The sequence below is a fragment of the Tropicibacter alexandrii genome (assembly GCF_003667315.2).
GTDB classification, from domain to species: Bacteria; Pseudomonadota; Alphaproteobacteria; order Rhodobacterales; family Rhodobacteraceae; genus Tropicibacter; species Tropicibacter alexandrii.
Map to the genome: position 1 here is coordinate 248,205 of NZ_RCTZ02000002.1, position 17,018 is coordinate 265,222.

The window sequence follows — 17,018 nt, forward strand, 5'->3', positions numbered from 1 at the left end:
GGAGGAAACCATGATCAAATTTACACTCACCGGGCTGCGCCACGCCGCCACGGCAGTGGCAATTGCCGCCATTACCGCGACGAGCGTCGCCGCTCAGGACGTCCGCATCGGCGCGATGCGCGAAGGATCGTCCTGGTATGTTTTTGCCGCGACACTGGAACAGATCATCGAGCCGATCCTTGGCGCGAATTCCGTAGAAGTGATCGCCCGGGGCGGCGGCGTCGCCAACCCGATGGTCGTTCAAGGCGGCAAGGCCGAAATCGCCCTGTCCAACGTCGCCTCGGCCGTCTGGGCCAAGGAGGGGGCCGACGTTTACAACGGCATGCAGGCGCCCGATATTCGCGCCCTCGTCGGTGGCCTGAACAACGTCTATGTCGGTGTCATGGCGCGCAAGGCGTTCACCGACGAAATGGGCACGACCGATCTCGCCGCGATCATGTCCTCCGGGAAGCCGGTTCGCGTTCTGATGAAGCCGGTCGGCTCGTCCGCGGTGCCGGTTGCGCAGATGATCTTCGAGGGGCTTGGCACCTCTGCTGAGCAGATCAAGGCCAATGGCGGCGACATCATTCAGGTCGATACCGGACAGATCTCCGACCAGATGCGCAACGGCAATGCCGACATCTACATCGACACCATGATCAAGGGGCATCCCACGATCACCGAGGTCGCGTTGACCACCGACTCCGTCTTTCTCAACATCCCCGATGCGGCCATGACCGTGCTCGAGAAGAACGGCCTGACCCCCGGCGCCTACGGCCCGGAGTGGTATCAAGGGCAAAGCGAAAAGACGACCGGAGCCAACCTCGGGACCGTGCTGATCGCTAATGCCAATCTCGACGAGGAAACGGCTTACAAGATCACCAAGGCCATCATCGAGAACGCGGAAGAGTTGAAGGCGTCGCATGGCGCGTGGTCGCGCTTCGATCCGAAGAAGGCCATGCTGCCGGAGAACACCGGGATCGAACTGCACCCCGGCGCCGCCCGCTACTACAAGGAAGCCGGCCTGATGTGATCCGGCGGGCGCGGCCGAACTTCCCCGGTCGCGCCCATCCCCGTCCCGCGATGCGCCAAATGGAGGAGACCATGCGCGCCATGTTGTCCCGCAACCCTGCCCACGCCATCGCCTTCGCGATCGGCCTCGCCCTCATCGCCTTTCAGGTCTGGCTGCTGTTCGAAGCGCAGCAACCGCTGCTGGAACGCCCGGTCCACCTGACCGCAGCGCTGGTCCTGCTGTTCCTCTACAAGCCCCTGACGACCGAAAAGCTGCCCCGCTGGCTGCGTATCGCGATCGACGTCGCGCTGATCGGTGCCTCCGTCGCGGTCCTCGGCTACTACCTGACGGGGTTCGAGCGGCTGACCACCCGGATGGAGAACGTCTCTCCGGTCTTCACCTCCGACATCGTCTTTGGCGCGCTTCTCGTATTCCTCCTGCTCGAAGGTTCCCGCCGCGCGGTCGGCTGGGTGTTGGTCTGGGTGCTGCTCGCCTTCATCGCCTATGCCTTCTGGGGCAACGTGCTGCCCGGCTGGCTGCAGTTCCGCGGATTCGGGATCGAGGCGGCGACGGAAATCATGACCATGACCACCGCAGGTGTGCTGGGCATCACCACCTCGACCTCGGTCAGCTTCATCTTCTATTTCATTCTCTTCGGGGCCTTCTACGCGGCGGTCGGCGGAGGCCAGTTGTTCATCGACCTCGCCATCCGCGCCGCAGGGCGCGCCACCGGCGGCACGGCCAAGGCCGCGATCATCGGGTCCTCGCTCATGGGGTCGATTTCCGGGTCCGCCGTGGCCAACGTCGTCTCGACCGGCGTGTTCACCATCCCGCTGATGAAGAAGACCGGCGTGCCCGCCCATCGCGCGGCGGGGATCGAGGCCATTGCGTCGACCGGGGGGCAACTCATGCCGCCGATCATGGGGGTCGCCGCCTTCATCATGGCGGAGCTTCTGGGCATGCCCTACGCGCAGGTTGCGCTGGCCGGGCTGATCCCGGCGGTCGCCTTCTACCTCGCGCTCATGCTGGTCGTGGACCTGTCCGCCCGGCGTGAAGGCGTCCGGGCCATGACCGCCGACGAAGTGGCCGAAACCCCGGCTATCCTGCCGCGCCTGCATCTCATCATTCCGCCCATGGTCCTGATCGGACTGCTGGTCAGCGGATATTCGGCCTCCTACTCCGCCGTGATCGCGTCGCTTTCTTGCTTCGTCGTGCCCTTCGTGCGCCGCAACACATGGATCGGCACCAAGGAAGTGATCGAAGCGCTCCGCGACACGCCGAAACAGGTCGCCGAGGTCGCCGTCCCGATCGCCGCCATCGGCATCGTCATCGCCGTTGCGGTGCAGTCGAACCTCGCGCTGAAATTCGCGGGCTCGCTTCTGTCGCTGTCCGAAGGCTCGACCTACCTGTCACTGATGCTGGCCATGGTCGGCTGCATCGTGATGGGCATGGGGCTGCCCACGGTCGCCGCCTACATCATCGGCGCGGTCCTGTTCGTTCCTGCCATCCAGAAACTCGGTATCGCGCCGCTTCCGGCCCACTTCTTCATCTTCTACTACTGCGTGCTCTCGATGGTGACGCCGCCGGTCGCACTGGCCTCGTTCGCGGCGGCTGCGGTCGGTCGGGCATCGACGGTCAAGACCTCGCTCTCGGCCTTCGGTCTGTCCTTGGTGGCCTTCTTCGTCCCGTTCGCCTTTGTCTTCGATCCGGGTGTGCTGGCACAGGGGTCCATGGCGCAGATCGCTTTCTCCGCAGTCTCGCTTCTTGTGTCCACCGCGCTTTGGGCCGTGGCCTTTGGTGGCTGGGCCGGGAGACCGCTCGGTTGGGGCACGCGGATACCTGTCGGCCTCGCGGGGCTGGTGGCGGTGATCGCGCCCTCCGGTTCCACGCCTTGGGTCGTTGCGCTGACGCTGGGCTGGGTCATGGTCGTGGGCATCGCGGTGCTTGCACGGCGCAGCCCGTCCGCCTTGCCCAACCCCGCAGAGTGAGCGATGATCGCTCAATGCGCCCCGAAGGCGCCGTGGTGAGAGGGGCGTAGCACCCCCTCCGCCGGGTCACGGACCCTCCGTCACCCGCGGTCTGCTTCGTGGATGCCCGGGATCAGGCGAGGATCTGACGCGGGGGGCGGATGAACCGGCGCTGGCCTGCGGAAATCCCCGCGATCTCAAGGGGATGGGGCATTTTCGCGATGCCGACCGCATGACTGGACCAAAACGACACCCTTCCAACGGCAGGGAAAGGCCAGACACCCGTGTGTCTGGCTATTCCTTCAAAGCCCGCGCGTTGGCGAAGGACAAAAGCGTTTTCGTCTCTTCATTCCACAGGTGCAGCCGGGCGTTGGCGAGGCTTTCGCGGATCGTCATGCGGTTGCCCTCGGCCAGCGCCGCGTGATCCCGCAGAACTTCGGGCAGGCGATAGAACGGGATGCGACTGTATAGGTGATGCACGTGGTGAATGCCGATATTCGCGGTAAACCACTGCAGGACCGGCGGCATCACGTAGTGGGAACTGCCATGCAGGGCGGCCTCATGTAGCTGCCAATCCGCATCGGACTCCCAGTGGGTGTTTTCAAACTGATGCTGAACGTAGAACAGCCAGACACCGGCGGTCGCCGCCAGCAGCGTCGAGGGCAGGAAGATCAGCAGGATCGGCATCAGACCGCCGAAATACACGATGACGGACAGGGCGGCCAGCAACACCGCATTCGTGCCCATGGCGCTGAACCAGTATTTGCCGACCTTCATGAAGCCCAAGGGCAGGCGGTTCTGAAGCAGGAACAGGTAACCCGGCCCCAGCCCGAACAGGACGACCGGGTGGCGATACAGACGGTACAAGAAGCCCTTCATCGGGGACAGGCCGCGATATTCCGCAACGGTCAGGGTCGTGATGTCACCGATGCCGCGACGGCCAAGATTGCCGCAGGCATTGTGGTGGATGGAATGCGCGCGCCGCCAGACGTCATACGGTGTCAGCGTCAGAACGCCGAGCACCCGCCCAAGCCAATCGCTTGCAACGCGGCTCTTGAGGAAGGCTCCGTGCCCGCAATCGTGCTGGATGGCGAACAGACGCAGAAGAAAAGCCGCGTTGAAAAGCGACAGGGCGACCGTCAGCCAATAGCTGTAGGACAGCGACCACCATGCGGCGGCCCAAAGCAGGATGAAGGGGCCAAGGGTGATGGCCAGTTCTGTCCAGCTTCGAAGGTCGTTGGGTTCCCGGTATTCGGCAAGAATGCGAACCCAGTCCTTTGCGTCGTGGATAACGGGTTGCCCTTGGGGCGCAGGTGAAAGGTTGCTCATTGCCATCATCATCTAGTTGTCGTTGCAGTCGTCTCTAAACGATCGAGCCGCTCTGGCAAATGTGAATACCTTTCGCTACACATCTTGTTGTGTGATCCGGCAAGCCGATATCCATGGCGCGTCGGCACCTTGGCTGGATAAAATTGCCTAGGCCGAGGCGAACAGGATCACCGCCGCGCCGCTTTGCGCTGCTCGTAGGCATCGATCATGCGGATGATCCAAGGGATGTTCGGCATGAACAGAAAGATCCGGGTCAGCTGAAAGGCCGTGACCAGCGCAAGGTCGATTCCAAGGAACTTGGCCGTCAGTGCCATTTCCGTGACCCCGCCGGGCGCGGCCCCCAGAACGAGCACTTCCCAAGGCTGGCCGGCCAAGGCTGCAATCGCCACCGCGATGCCAGAGATGACGGCCAGCAACATCAGCGTGCTTGTCATGATCGCGAACAATTGGCGTTTTTGATTGGCAAAGAGGTCGTGCCGGAACGTGCTGCCCAGCCATGTGCCCAAGACGATCTGCGCCAGCGACAGGATTTCGACCGGGAAGGCCGTCGGGTGCAGGCCGATGGCGCTGGCGGCGGCGGAAAAGGTCAGCGGCCCAAGGAAATACGGGTTGGACAGGCGCAGGCGTTTGAACAGCAGCGCGCCGGTGATGGCCAGCAGCGCGAGGAAGCCGTTGCCGACGGGATCGAGCCCACCGCCCGCCATCATGTCAGAGCGATCCGGCCAGCCGTCCAGCGCGAAGACCGCAATCGGCACAAGGATCACCACCGCCGCGATGCGGGTGGTCTGGGCAAGGATGACCGGCGCCGGATCGCATCCATGCCGTTCCGCCATGATGGCCGCCTCGACCGGGCTGGTCGGGAAGGTCGACAAAAAGGCCTGCGACAGGCGGAGTCCCGTGGTGCGTGCAACGAGGATGGCGATCATCCCGGCGCAGGCTGCCGAGGCGAGCGCGGTTCCGATCATCACCGGGGCGAGGCTGAGCAGGGCAGCCAATGCGGCCGGTGTGAAGGCAAGCCCAACCTGTGCGGCGATGGTCATCTGGCCAAAGGGGCGCGTCTTGACCGGCACCGTCACCTTCAGCAGCCCCGAGATCGACAGCGCCGCCGACAGGACCAAGGGCCCGATCATCCATGGCAGCGGGATGCCCATGCGGGCGAACATCCAACCAACGCCGGTCGCCGAAAGGTACAGAATGGACAGGGTAAGCAAAGTCTTGATGCGCAATGGCACGGGCATGTCCTGATGTTTCTCTGGATGGGTGTTCGGCAGTGCAAAGTCGCCCGGCCCATTCCTTGTCGGTGGGCTGCCGGGCCATGGGCTATTCCATGGGGCGCAGGTCTTGCACGGGAATGGGCTTGCCCTCCGGGTCGAGCGCCACAAAGACGAAATTCGCCTCGGTCACCTTTTCGCTGAAGCGCGTTTCGCGCGGGCGGCGCCATGCTTCGACATGGATGGTCATGGACGTCCGTCCGACCTTGGTCAGCGCTGCATAAAGCGACACCTCGTCGCCAACCTTGACCGGGCGGTGAAAGATCATGCCGTCCACCGCGATGGTGGCGCTGCGCGCGCCCGATGTATAGGTCGCGACCGTTCCGGCGGCGAGGTCCATCTGGCTCATCAGCCAACCGCCAAAGATGTCGCCTGCGGGGTTCGTATCGGCGGGCATGGCAATGGTGCGAATGGTCGGGTTGCCGCTTGGCGGTTGGTCTGTGCCAGCCATGGTGCATTGTCCTTGTTCGGGGTCTGGACCCGTCAGGAGGATGCTCCTGACGGGATTGCATGCTGCCAGCATACTTAATCCTCGGCTGGTCTGAACCCAACCAATGGTTTGGTCACGGCATACCCGCTGCTCAGTATACACAGCCAAACGCCGGGTTTCCGGCCATTGAGACGGAGGGGACAGGCATGGCTGATGTAACTGTCGAGATCAGGGATGGGCTTGGCTGGGTCACCATCGACAATCCGCCGGTGAACGCCCTGGGGCGTGCTGTGCGGCAGGGGCTTTGGGACGCGGTGGTCAGGCTGCGCGACGCCGATGTGCGGGCGGTGGTGCTGACCGGGGCCGGTCGTGCCTTTGTCGCCGGGGCCGATATTCGCGAACTGGGGCAGACACCGCGCGCGCCCTATCTGCCGGACGTTCTGGCCGCGATTGCAGAGGCGCCGGTGCCTTGGGTCGCCGCGATCAATGGCCCGGCGCTGGGCGGTGGGCTCGAACTGGCGATGGCTTGTCATGCGCGGATCGGGGTGGCGTTGGCCAAGCTGGGTCTGCCAGAGGTCACTCTCGGGATCATTCCTGGGTCTGGCGGCACGGTGCGCCTGCCACGTCTGGTTCCGATGGAAACGGCGATCAAGCTGGTGACCGGCGGCAAGCCCATCGGCGCGCCCGAGGCGCTGGAGGCGGGGTTGGTTGACCGGCTGGCACAGGATGACTTGCACGCCGAGGCCGCTGCGATGGCGCGGGATCTGGCGGCGGCGGGTCGTCCCAAACCGGCGCTTGCCCGCGATCTGGTGGCAGGCGATCCCATCGACTGGGAGGCACAAGAGGCACAGCTGCGCAAACGCAGCCGGGGCGCGGCGGCCCCGCTGGAGGCTCTGGCCTCGCTGAAATGCGCGGCAAACGCGCCTGTCGACGTGGCGCTGGCGGGGGAGCGGGAACGGTTCCTGCGGCTCGCCAAGTCGGACGAGGCGGCGGCGCTGCGGCGTGTGTTCTTTGCCGAACGGCGCGCGGGTCAGGCGTTGAAACAGGCCGATGCGGACCCGGTCGACCTGTCGCGCGTGGGTGTGATCGGCGGCGGCACGATGGGGGCGGGGATCGCCACCGCCTTGCTGCTGGCTGGCTCAAACGTGTGTGTGATCGAACGCGATGATCCGGCGGCTGAGGCAGCGAAAACCCGCGTCGCCGACACCATCGCCGCCAGCGTCGAACGTGGGGCTGTCTCTGCTGCCAAGGGAGAGGCCGCACTGGCCAACCTGACCACCGACACGGATTATGCGGCGCTGAAAGACTGCCCGCTGGTGATCGAGGCCGTCTTCGAGGACATGGCCGTCAAGCGCGCGGTCTTTGACACGCTGGACGCGGTAATGCCCGCCGAGGCGATCCTTGCCACCAACACGTCGTATCTCGACGTGAACGCGCTGGCAGCGATGACGCGGGACCCCGCGCGCATTCTGGGCCTGCACTTCTTTTCGCCCGCCCATGTCATGAAACTGCTTGAGGTGGTTCGGGGCGAGGCCACCGGCGCGCGGGCGCTGGCAACGGGTGGGGCGCTGGCCAAGCTCTTGCGCAAGATACCGGTGGTGGCCGGGGTCTGTGACGGCTTTATCGGCAACCGCATCATGGCCGCCTACCGGCGCGAATGCGAATTCATGCTCGAAGAGGGCGCTCTGCCGCATCAGGTCGACGCGGCGATGCAGGCCTTTGGCTTTGCCATGGGGATTTATGCCGTTCAGGACATGAGCGGGCTGGATATCGCTTGGGCGCAGCGCAAGGCGCGGGCGCCCGATCGCGACCCGTCCGAACGCTATGCCCATATCGCCGACCGTCTGTGTGCAGCCGGGCGGCTGGGGCGCAAGACCGGCAAAGGCTGGTACGATTATGCGTCGGGCAAGGCCGAGATCGCCCCGGAGGTCACGCGGATCATCGAAGAGGAAAGCGCAAAGGCGGGCCGCACCCGCAAGGCGTTCACCGAAGCCGAGATCATCACGCGCATCCTGACCACGATGCAGCGCGAGGGGCAGGCCGTGCTGGATGAAGGGATCGCCGAAGGGCCGGATGACATCGACGTGGTGATGATCACGGGCTACGGGTTCCCGCGTCACAAGGGTGGCCCGATGTACATGGCGCGCACCGCCGACTGACGCTTGCCGCCCCCGAATTGCGAACCTTCGCGGTCCAAAGCGCGCCTCGGTGACCAATCCCAAGTGTCGGCAAGGCAAACAAATACTCAGTTCACCGGGCAGCCCCTGATTTGGGACACTGACAGATAGGAGATTTGCCGATGCTCGCGCCGGGCATTGGCGAGGGAGGAACACATGGAAGACTACAAGAAAGCCCTTGGCTGGCGGTTGCGCTGGGATGTGGTGCGCGGAGCGCTGCCGGTGCTGGATCTGTTGGGCTGTGCGGCGCTGCTGGCCGTGTTCTGGCAGTATTACACACAGGCGTCTGCCTTGCCGCCGCCGTTCAACGAGGTCGATATCGGCGCGGGCGGCTTTCCGATCCTGCTGGCTGTGGCCACATTGATCGGCATTGCTGCCGTGGCCATTGCTGCCGTCATTCGCCTTCTCGATCCGGTGCCGGTGGCTTGGGTCTCGATCCGGCGACCGCTGTTCGTTCTGGCGACGATTGGGCTGCTGCTCCTCCAGTCGATCTATTTCGAGACGCTGGGCACCCTGCCAAGCGTGCTGATCTTTTCCATCCTGACGATGCTGGCCTGCGGTGAACGCCGCCCGCTGCACCTGATCGGTGTGCCGCTCGCCCTTGGGGCGTTCATCTTCGTCGTTTTCAACCTGGCGCTCGACGTCAACCTGCCGTGAGGAACAAACATGCTTGAGAGCTTGGCAATCGGTTTTTCCGCGTTCGGCGACCCCATGGTCTGGTTCGCCCTCGTTTTCGGCGCGCTGGCGGGCTACCTGATCGGGGCCATTCCCGGCCTTGGTCCCAGCCTTGGCGTCGCGCTGCTGATCCCCTTCACCTATGGCGTGGACCCGGTGGTTTCCATCGTCGGTCTGGTCGCGCTTTATGCGGCGGCGGAATATGGCGGTGCGATCACGGCGATCCTTATCAACTCGCCCGGCACGGCGGCGGCCGTGGCGACCTCATGGGACGGCTACCCGCTGACCCAGCAGGGCCGTACGGGCGAGGCGCTGACTGTCTCGATCCTGTCGTCGGGGGCGGGCATCTTCATGGCGACGCTGCTGCTGATCGTCACGGCGGTCCCCCTGTCGGAATTCGCTTTGCGCTTTGGTCCGGGTGAATATTTCGCCTTGGCGCTGGTCGGGCTGAGCCTCGTCGCGGGCCTGTCGGAAGGCTCGCCGCTGAAAGGCACCGTGGCCATGGGGATCGGCCTCGCGCTGGCCACGATCGGGCTGGACGTGCAGACCGGCACGCCGCGCTTTACCATGGGCAACCCCGAGTTCTTCGAAGGTCTGCCGTTGGTGCCGGTTCTGCTGGGGCTCTATGCCCTGTCCGAGGTTCTCTTCATGATCGAGGACGGCCCGTCGGAAAAGCTGAAAAGCACGCCCATCGGCGGGCTTCTGGCGCTGCCGGTCAAATCCATCCTCGGGCTGAAAACCGCCATCCTGCGCAGTTCGGTTCTGGGCTATGCCATCGGCGTGATCCCCGGCGCGGGGGCCTCCATTGCCTCCTTTGTCTCTTATGCCGTGTCCAAGCGCATGTCGAAGACGCCCGAGACATTCGGCAAGGGATCGCTGGAAGGCGTGGCCTCGTCCGAGGCTGCGAACAATTCAGCCGTGGCCGGTGCTTTGGCCCCGCTGCTAGCGCTGGGCATTCCCGGCTCGCCGACCACGGCGATCATGATCGGGGCGCTGATGGTGCAGGGCATCCAGCCGGGGCCGCTTTTGTTCACCAAGTCGCCCGAGATTCCCTACACCGTCTTTGTCTCGCTTTGGGTCGGGGTGCCGGTGATGGTGCTGATCGGTCTGGCGGGCGCCCGGATCTGGGCCAAGGTCGCCAATATCCCGCGCCCGGCGATTGCCGCGATCGTGGCGGGCATCTGCTATGTCGGTGCCTATGCGTCGCACACCACGATGTTCCCGGTGCATGTGATGACGGTCTTCGGCGTGCTGGGCTACATCCTGCGCAAGCTGGAAATCCCGCTGGCGCCGATCATCCTCGCGCTGGTGCTGGGCGAGATGATGGAAACCAATTTCCGCCGCGCGCTGATCTCGAACAAGGGCGAATGGGACATCTTCTACACCTCGCCGATGACCATGATCCTGATCACGATCGCCGTTCTCGCCTTTGTCCTGCCGGGCCTGTCGCAACTGCGCGCCCGTCGCGCCAAAGCGCAGGCGCTTTGACCAAGATTTCAGTCCCCGTTGCCTGACAAACGCTCAGTTCACGCGCGGGGCGGGAAGATCGACACTGACCAAAGGCGGAAACGCCAAACGCTAAACGACTGCTATGGGAGGAAAACGAATGGCAATCACGCATCTCAAGAAACTGGCGCTGGGTGTCGCGGGCGCGGTGGCTCTGACATTGGGCGCAGCACAGGGGGCCATGGCCGAGGACTGGGCCCCCGAGGGGCCGGTCAACATGATCCTGCACACCAAGCCCGGCGGCGGCGTGGATGTCTACAGCCGCACGCTGGCGAAAGAGCTTGAGCCGATCATCGGGCAGAGCATCGTGGTCGTGAACGCCCCGGGTGGCGGCGGGGCGACCCAGATGGCCAAGATCCGCGCGTCCGAACCCGACGGGCTGACGCTTGGCGTCAACACGGTCACCCACCTGACCGGCATGCAGACCAACCTGCGCGGCACGTTTTCGCCGGATGATTTCGAATGGATCGCCCTGTCGCAGATCGACCCGATCCTGTTCTTCGTGTCCAAGGAGTCCGAGCTGAATTCGATCACCGATATGGTCGAACTGGCGAAATCCAACGGTGGTGAAGTCAACATTGCCGGGTTCGGTCCCGTCGGCTCGATGCAAAATATCGGCATGTCGATGCTGGAAAAGGCGGCCGGTGTGAAATTCAACTGGGTGGCGCATCAGTCGACCCCCGATATCATCGCCGCCGTGCTGGGCGGGCACATGGATGTGGGTGTCTCCAACCTCGGCCCGGCGCTTGAATTCTTCGAAGCGGGCCGTCTGAAGGGGCTTGGCGTTCTGGGTGACGACCGCCTGTCGACGCTGCCCGACATGCAGACCTTTGGCGAGCAGGGCTATGACGTCGATACCAGCTGGCTGCAAATCCGCGGGGTCTTTGGCCCCAAAGGCATGCCGCTGGACCTGCAACAGCAGATCGCCGACGCGATCCACAAGGCCATGGCCAGCGACAGCTACCAGACCTATGCCCGCGCCGCTGGCGTTCAGGACAGCGACTACGGCCCCGAGGAATATTCGGCCTTCATCAAGCAGATGAGCACCGTGGCCGAAGAACAGCTCAAGGCCGCCGGGATCATCAACTGATCCCGCGCCTCCGGTCCCTTCGCCTTGCGGTGGGGGGACCATCCCAAACCTGTTTCCCGCTTTCAAAAAGGTGTCCATCATGACCGGCGCATTCAGCGGCCTTCGGGTCATCGACACGACCCATGTTCTCGCCGGGCCCTATGCCTCCTACCAGATGGCGTTGCTTGGCGCCGAGGTGATCAAGCTTGAGGCCCCGGATGATCCCGATCAGGCACGGTTCAACGGCACCGACCGCGATCTGGTCCGCGCGGCGATGGGTACCGCGTTTCTGGCACAGGGGGCCGGGAAAAAGGCGCTGGCGCTGGACCTGAAATCCGAAGCCGGGCGTGACGCGCTGCTGCGGCTCGCCGAAACGGCGGATGTCTTTGTCGAGAACTACCGCCCCGGCGCGTTTGCCGATCTCGGCCTTGGCTATGAAGACCTCGCCGCCGTCAACCCACGCCTGATCTATTGTTCGGTCTCGGCCTTTGGTGCCACCGGGCCGCGCCGACACCAGACCGGCTATGACAACATCATTCAGGCGTTTTCCGGCATCATGGACATGACCGGGCATGGTGATGACCGCCCGCTGAAATGCGGCGCGCCGGTTGTCGACTATGCCACCGGGCTGACCGCCGCCTTTGCGATTTCAGCCGCGTTGTTTCAGCGCGAACGCACCGGCAAGGGGCAGAGCATCGACGTGTCGATGCTGGACGTTGCCATGACGCTGATGACCGCGCCCGCGACGGATTTCCTCTGGACCGGAAAACACCCCAAGGCAAAGGGCAATTCCTACGCCTTCGCCACATTGGGGATGTATCAGGCCGCCGACGAGCCGCTGATGATCGCCGCCTCGAACCTGCGGCAACAACGGCGTCTGTGGGTCGGGCTGGGCCGCGAGGATCTGGTGAAAACCGACAACCTCGCCCGGATCGACGACTACAAGACCGAACATGCGGTGCTGGCCTCGATCATCGAAACCATGCCCGCCGCCTATTGGGAAGCGTTCTTCAACGAGCGCCGCGTGCCTGCCTCGCGCGTCCGCCGCCTTGCAGAGGCGTTGCAGGACCCGCAGGCCGAGGCTCGCGCCCAGTTCCTGCGCCTCGCCGACCCGAGCGGCCGTCTGGAGGGGCTGCGCGTGCCCTCGGTGGCGTTCCGCATGTCAGGTTCTGAAACCGGCGTCCGCCTGCCGCCGCAACAGGTGGGCGCGCAAACCGCCGATATTCTGCGGTCGATCGGGCTGGGAGATGACGAGATCGAGGCGCTGTGCCTTGCCGGTCTGGCGCTTCAGGCGGCGGAGTCCGGCGCCCCGCAAGAGGCCGCACAATGACGACAGCAGCCGAAAGATTGGCCGATCTGGCCGCCGGTTGGCTGGACGCATCCCTTGGTGACACGCTGCGCGATGCGGTGCATTGCGCGACGCTGGACTGGTTCGCCACGACACTTCCCGGCACCTTGCAGCCCCCGGCCACCTTGCTCGCGGCAGGCGGGCTTGCGCGCGAGGGCAAGGCTTGGTGCTACACCAGCGAGCGGTGGATCGACCCGCGCAGCGCGGCCTTCATCAACGCGGCGGCCAGCCACACGGTCGAATTCGACGACATCTTTCGCGATGGCGGCTATCATCCCGGATCGCCGACTTTTGCCGCCGCGCTTGCCGTGGCGCAGGATATCGGTGCCTCGCGCGACGCCTTCGACCGCGCCGCGATTGGCGGCTACGAGGTCGGCTGCCGCATCGCCATGGCGCTGCAACCACGCCATTACGAGTTCTGGCATATCACAGGAACGGTCGGCACCTTTGGCGCAGCGGCGGCGGTTGCGATGCTGCTGGGCTGCGACCGGGACGGGATCGCCCATGCCATCGCCATCGCCGCCAGTTTTGCGGGTGGTGTGCAGCAGAACCTGCAAGGCGAAAGCATGGTCAAGGCGATGCATCCCGGTCATGCCGCCGATGCGGGCATCCTTGCAGCCTATGCCGCCGCCTCTGGTGCGACGGGGGCGTGGGACAGCCTCGATGGCCCCAAGGGCTATTCGGCGGCCACCAGCGCGGGCACCGGCAACTGGGATGCGGCCTTCGCCGGGGCAGGGGAGTGGACCCCGATCACCCGTATGACGGTCAAGGTCCACGGCTGTTGTGGCCATATCTTTCCCGCCCTCGATGCGCTGGAGGCGTTGCGCAGCCAGCACGGCTTTGGCCCCGACGACATCAAGGTCATCCGCATCGAAGGTTACGGGCCGACCAAGGACATTTGCGACCGCCCCGACCCGCAGGTTGCGCAAGAGGCCCGGTTCAGCGCGCAATATTGCCTGTCTGCCTTGATGGTTCTGGGTGGTGTGCGGCTGGCGGCCTTTGCGCCCGAGGCGCTGCGCAACTCGGATATTCGTGCCTTGATGCCGCACATCAGCGTCGAGCGGGCCGAGGATCTGGCCGCCGAATACCCCCGCAAACGCATGGCGCGCCTGCATCTGACGTTGAAGGACGGGCGCAGCCTGTCCCGGTTCCAACCGTCGCGCCGCGGTGACCCGGACAACCCGATCTCGCGCGCGGATTTGCACGCCAAATACGAAGAACTGGTCAGCCCGGTTCTGCCGCAGGCAGAGCTGGAGCGGCTGCGCACCACCATCTTTGACGGCGCGGACCTGCCCGATGCCGTGACCAAGACACCCAACGGATAACACGCGAAACCGCAGCCCCCGGCTGCGCAGAGACGAGAAGGAAGACCCATGGACACCGCAGTTTCCCTGCCTGAGTTCATCATCGTTTCCCACGATGACGGGATTGCGACGATCACGCTGAACCGCCCCGAAAAGCGCAACGCGATCAACGACCAGATGCGGGCCGAACTGATTGCCGCCTTTGCCGAGGCGGATGCCGACACGAGCGTTCGCGCCATCATCCTGACCGGGGCGGGCAAAGGGTTTTGCTCGGGCGGCGATATCGCCGGTATGCGGGCGCGACTCGATGCGCCGACCGGCGACGTGGCCTTCAACGGCTGGAAGCGGCAGAAAAACACCCATCGCGGCGTGGCGGCCATTCACGGCGTGACGAAGCCGGTGATCGCGGCGGTGAATGGCGGGGCCTACGGTCTTGGCCTCGATATGGCGTTGGCCTGCGATTTCATCATCGCGGCGGATGGCGCGAAAATGTCCATGAGCTTCATCAAGCGCGGCCTCGTCTCGGATGGGGGCGGCATGTATTTCCTGCCGCGCCGCGTGGGCCTCTCAAAGGCGAAGGAGTTGATCTTTTCCGCAAGGGTCGTCGAAACCGACGAGGCGCTGAGCATCGGCATGATCGACCGCATCGCCACGCCCGAGACCCTGCTGACCGAGGCGCAGGCATGGGCCAAGGACCTGACCATTGGCTCGGCCACCGCCGTCGCGCTGACCAAGGAGATCATGGACAAGACGTTTGAAAGCTCGGACGATGCGATCTTTGCGCTGGGTCGCGAAGCGCAGGCGATGTGCTACACCACCGCCGAACACCGCCAGTCGGTCGAAGCTTTCCTCAACAAGCTGTCGAAGTAAGGGGTGCCGGAATGACCAATATCAAAGCCATCCTGAACCCGACCAGCGTTGCGGTTGTCGGGGCCTCCAACGATCCGGCCAAACTGACCGGGCGTCCCATTGCGTTCCTGCAGAAGCAGGGTTTTGCCGGGGCGATCTATCCGATCAATCCGCGTTACGACGAGATTGCCGGGCTGAAGAGCTATGCCAGCATCGCCGATCTTCCCGAAGCGCCCGATCTGGGGCTTGTGCTGGTCGGTGCGCACCGGGTGATCGACGCAGTGCGCGATCTGGCCGCGCGCGGCACCAAGGCGGCGGTTGTGCTGGCCTCTGGCTTTGGCGAGGTGGGCGAAGAGGGCCGCAAGCGGCAGGAACAGCTGCGCGAGGCGGCGGGCGACATGCGCATCCTCGGCCCGAACACCATCGGCCTCGTGAACCTGACCGACGGCATCCCGCTGACCGCCTCGGGCGCGATGGAGGTCGACGACATCCCGGCGGGCCGGATCGCCCTGCTGTCGCAATCGGGCGGCATCCTCGGTTCGCTTCTGTCGCGGGCTGTGGCGCGGGGCATCGGGTTTTCGAAACTGGTGGCCACGGGCAACGAGGCCGATCTGGACGTCTCGGACTTCCTGGAGGCGCTGGCCGAGGATGACGCGACGCAGGTCGTCGCGCTTTATCTCGAAACCATCCGCAACGTGGCCCGCTTCCGCGCGGCGGCGGCCAAGGTGATCGCGGCGGGCAAATCCATCGTCGCCTACAAGGTCGGGCGCTCTGAATCCGGCGCGCGCTCTGCCGTGTCGCATACCGGCGCGCTGGCCGGGGCGGATGAGGTCTATGACGCGCTGTTCAAACAGCTTGGCATCCTCCGCGCCCAGACCTTTGCCGATCTGCTGGATATCCCGGCGGCACTGGCGCAAGGCCGCCTGATGAAAGGCAACCGGGTGGCCATCGTCACCTCGACCGGCGGGGCCGCGACCGTGGTGGCCGACAATGTGGGCCTCAGCGGGCTGGACATGCCCGCGCCGGATAAGGAGACGGGGGACAGGTTGCAGGCGCTCGATCTCAAGGAGGCCGAGCTTGACCGCAACCCCATCGACGTGACGTTGGCGGGGCTGCGCCCGGGCCTGTTCCGTTCGATCCTGAAAATCCTCGTGGAAAGCCCCAGCTTCGACGCGATCGTCGTGGTGGTTGGCTCGTCCTCGATTGCGCAGCCCGATCTCGTGGCACAGCCGGTGCTCGACTCGCTGGCCCTGACCGACAAGCCGATCCTCGCCTATGTCAGCCCGGATGCGCCGGGCATCGTGCGCACGCTCAACACGCGGGGCATCCCGGCCTTTGCCGCCCCCGAAAGCTGCGCCTCGGCGCTGCAAGCACTGGCCAGCCCCACGGTGGCGTCACAGGGCAGCGGGTCGAACGCCAAAGACGTGGATTGCAGCGACATCGCCGCGGGGTCGTTGAACGAGGCCGAGGCGAAACAGCTGTTCGCTCGCTTCGGCGTGCCCGTCACCCGCGAGGTCACGGCCGAGACGCCCGAAGAGGCCGCTGAAAAGGCCCAAGACTTCGACGGCCCCGTGGTCATCAAGATCTTGTCAAACGAGATCCTGCACAAATCCGAGATGGGCGGCGTCGCGCTGAACATCGACCCGGCCGATGTCGGGGCGGAATGCGAGGCGATGCTGGCCCGGGTGCGCGCGGCGACAACGGCCAAGGTGGACGGGTTCCTCGTGCAGGAAATGGTCAAGGGCGGGGTCGAAATGATCCTTGGGTTCAACCGCGATCCGCAGCTTGGGGCCTATGCGCTGCTTGGGGCGGGTGGGGTCACGACAGAGCTGTACAAGGACGCGGCCATCCGGCTCTTGCCGCTGGACCGGTCCAGCGCGCGCGACATGATCGACGAGATCAAGGCAGGGGCATTGCTGAAGGGGTTCCGGGGCAGCCCCAAGGCCGATATCGAGGCCTTGGTGGACACCATGATCGCCTTCTCCTCCATGGCCGAAACGCTTGAGGACCGCCTGAGCGAAGCCGAGATCAACCCGGTCTTCGTCCTGCCTGAGGGGCAGGGCACCCGGGCGGGCGACAGCCTGATCGTCCTCGACTGATCC

13 protein-coding genes are annotated in these 17,018 nt (G+C 64.9%); 10 read left to right on the forward strand and 3 right to left on the reverse strand.

Annotation, left to right across the window (positions count from 1 at the left end):
* Nucleotides 1-10 precede the first annotated feature (10 nt).
* Together D8Z78_RS03820 and D8Z78_RS03825 are read left to right on the forward strand one after the other, a co-directional pair.
* On the forward strand, nt 11-1,012 hold the full coding sequence (locus D8Z78_RS03820) for a TAXI family TRAP transporter solute-binding subunit (protein ID WP_121629044.1): 1,002 nt from the start codon (nt 11-13) through the stop codon (nt 1,010-1,012).
* Nucleotides 1,013-1,083: 71 nt separating this feature from the next.
* Complete coding sequence (locus tag D8Z78_RS03825) at nt 1,084-2,979, forward strand: TRAP transporter permease (protein ID WP_121629043.1); 1,896 nt, start codon at nt 1,084-1,086, stop codon at nt 2,977-2,979.
* A 273-nt stretch (nt 2,980-3,252) separates the two neighbouring features.
* Here the strand turns inward: D8Z78_RS03825 and D8Z78_RS03830 are convergent, their stop codons facing one another.
* From D8Z78_RS03830 to D8Z78_RS03840, 3 genes are all read right to left on the reverse strand, one after another.
* Complete coding sequence (locus D8Z78_RS03830) at nt 3,253-4,287, reverse strand: fatty acid desaturase (protein ID WP_121629042.1); 1,035 nt, start codon at nt 4,285-4,287, stop codon at nt 3,253-3,255.
* 167 nt (nt 4,288-4,454) lie between these two features.
* Nucleotides 4,455-5,525, reverse strand: coding sequence for an AbrB family transcriptional regulator (locus D8Z78_RS03835; RefSeq protein ID WP_338064670.1), 1,071 nt, complete (start codon nt 5,523-5,525; stop codon nt 4,455-4,457).
* Nucleotides 5,526-5,607: 82 nt separating this feature from the next.
* Entirely contained in the window at nt 5,608-6,009 is a 402-nt protein-coding gene (locus D8Z78_RS03840) for an acyl-CoA thioesterase (protein ID WP_121629041.1), read from the reverse strand.
* Between the two features lie 185 nt (nt 6,010-6,194).
* Between D8Z78_RS03840 and D8Z78_RS03845 the strand changes: the two genes are divergently transcribed.
* From D8Z78_RS03845 to D8Z78_RS03880, 8 genes are all read left to right on the forward strand, one after another.
* Nucleotides 6,195-8,147 (forward strand): 3-hydroxyacyl-CoA dehydrogenase NAD-binding domain-containing protein, encoded by a 1,953-nt coding sequence (locus D8Z78_RS03845; RefSeq protein WP_121629040.1) that lies wholly within the window; start codon nt 6,195-6,197, stop codon nt 8,145-8,147.
* A gap of 174 nt (nt 8,148-8,321) precedes the next feature.
* Nucleotides 8,322-8,822: a tripartite tricarboxylate transporter TctB family protein gene (locus D8Z78_RS03850; RefSeq protein WP_121629039.1), complete on the forward strand. Its 501-nt coding sequence runs from the start codon at nt 8,322-8,324 to the stop codon at nt 8,820-8,822.
* A 9-nt stretch (nt 8,823-8,831) separates the two neighbouring features.
* A complete protein-coding gene (locus tag D8Z78_RS03855; RefSeq protein WP_121629038.1) occupies nt 8,832-10,328 on the forward strand; it encodes a tripartite tricarboxylate transporter permease in 1,497 nt (498 codons plus the stop codon).
* A gap of 118 nt (nt 10,329-10,446) precedes the next feature.
* Entirely contained in the window at nt 10,447-11,436 is a 990-nt protein-coding gene (locus D8Z78_RS03860; RefSeq protein WP_121629037.1) for a Bug family tripartite tricarboxylate transporter substrate binding protein, read from the forward strand.
* Between the two features lie 79 nt (nt 11,437-11,515).
* Complete coding sequence (locus D8Z78_RS03865; protein WP_121629036.1) at nt 11,516-12,745, forward strand: CaiB/BaiF CoA transferase family protein; 1,230 nt, start codon at nt 11,516-11,518, stop codon at nt 12,743-12,745.
* The gene (locus tag D8Z78_RS03870; RefSeq protein ID WP_121629035.1) at nt 12,742-14,088 is read left to right on the forward strand and encodes an MmgE/PrpD family protein; all 1,347 of its coding nucleotides are present in this window, start codon (nt 12,742-12,744) and stop codon (nt 14,086-14,088) included. Before D8Z78_RS03865 ends, D8Z78_RS03870 begins: the two co-directional genes overlap by 4 nt.
* A gap of 48 nt (nt 14,089-14,136) precedes the next feature.
* Nucleotides 14,137-14,937 (forward strand): enoyl-CoA hydratase/isomerase family protein, encoded by an 801-nt coding sequence (locus D8Z78_RS03875; RefSeq protein ID WP_121629034.1) that lies wholly within the window; start codon nt 14,137-14,139, stop codon nt 14,935-14,937.
* Between the two features lie 11 nt (nt 14,938-14,948).
* On the forward strand, nt 14,949-17,015 hold the full coding sequence (locus D8Z78_RS03880) for an acetate--CoA ligase family protein (protein WP_121629033.1): 2,067 nt from the start codon (nt 14,949-14,951) through the stop codon (nt 17,013-17,015).
* Nucleotides 17,016-17,018 lie beyond the last annotated feature (3 nt).